The sequence below is a fragment of the Xenorhabdus innexi genome (genome assembly GCF_002632485.1).
Taxonomy (GTDB): domain Bacteria; phylum Pseudomonadota; class Gammaproteobacteria; order Enterobacterales; family Enterobacteriaceae; genus Xenorhabdus; species Xenorhabdus innexi.
The window spans coordinates 1-508 of the sequence record NZ_NIBU01000255.1 but is presented as its reverse complement, the minus strand read 5'-3'; the positions used below and the strand labels follow the sequence as shown (position 1 = coordinate 508).

General features: G+C 52.6%; 1 protein-coding gene. It reads right to left on the bottom strand.

Going from position 1 to position 508, the window contains the following annotated elements; all coding sequences use genetic code 11:
• Positions 1 to 39: 39 nt before the first annotated feature.
• Positions 40 to 508 (bottom strand): Gp138 family membrane-puncturing spike protein (locus tag Xinn_RS21455; protein ID WP_099137846.1); only part of this gene is annotated, 469 nt, incomplete at its 5' end.

Here is a 508-nt window from a genome sequence, read left to right as displayed (position 1 = left end):
CGAATGTCCAGTCGTGGTGATTATCCAGTCGTCGTACTCTCATTTATTCGGCCTCCCGGTATTGCCGCCGTGTGAATCAGGGTGGGTGTGGTTTTCAAGATCTACACCGCCACCAATCACTTTCGCGGCGCTGATGGTGCCGTTGGATTCACTGTTGCCTTCGGTCTGGTTCCAGTTTCCGGCCTGTTCGTGGTTGCCGGTTTGCCTGCTGTGACCGAGGTGTTCAATATCCCCCTGAATGATGATTTTTCCCTGTACCATGCGGATAAAGGTTGAGCCATCATCAGTTTGCATAGATGCACCGCCATGAAAGAAATCAGGGATTTTCTTTGGTTGGCTGCAAATCCCCGGAATAAAACAGGCATCGGAATAATCATGTAATCGCGCATCCAGCGGCACGGATTTATTGCCGGTGGCATACCAGCCATCAATGCAGCGCTCTGAGAAAATCGCCAGCCCCTCATCACCGGCTTTTACTGGCACGGTGAAACAGAACCCGCCCGCCCGT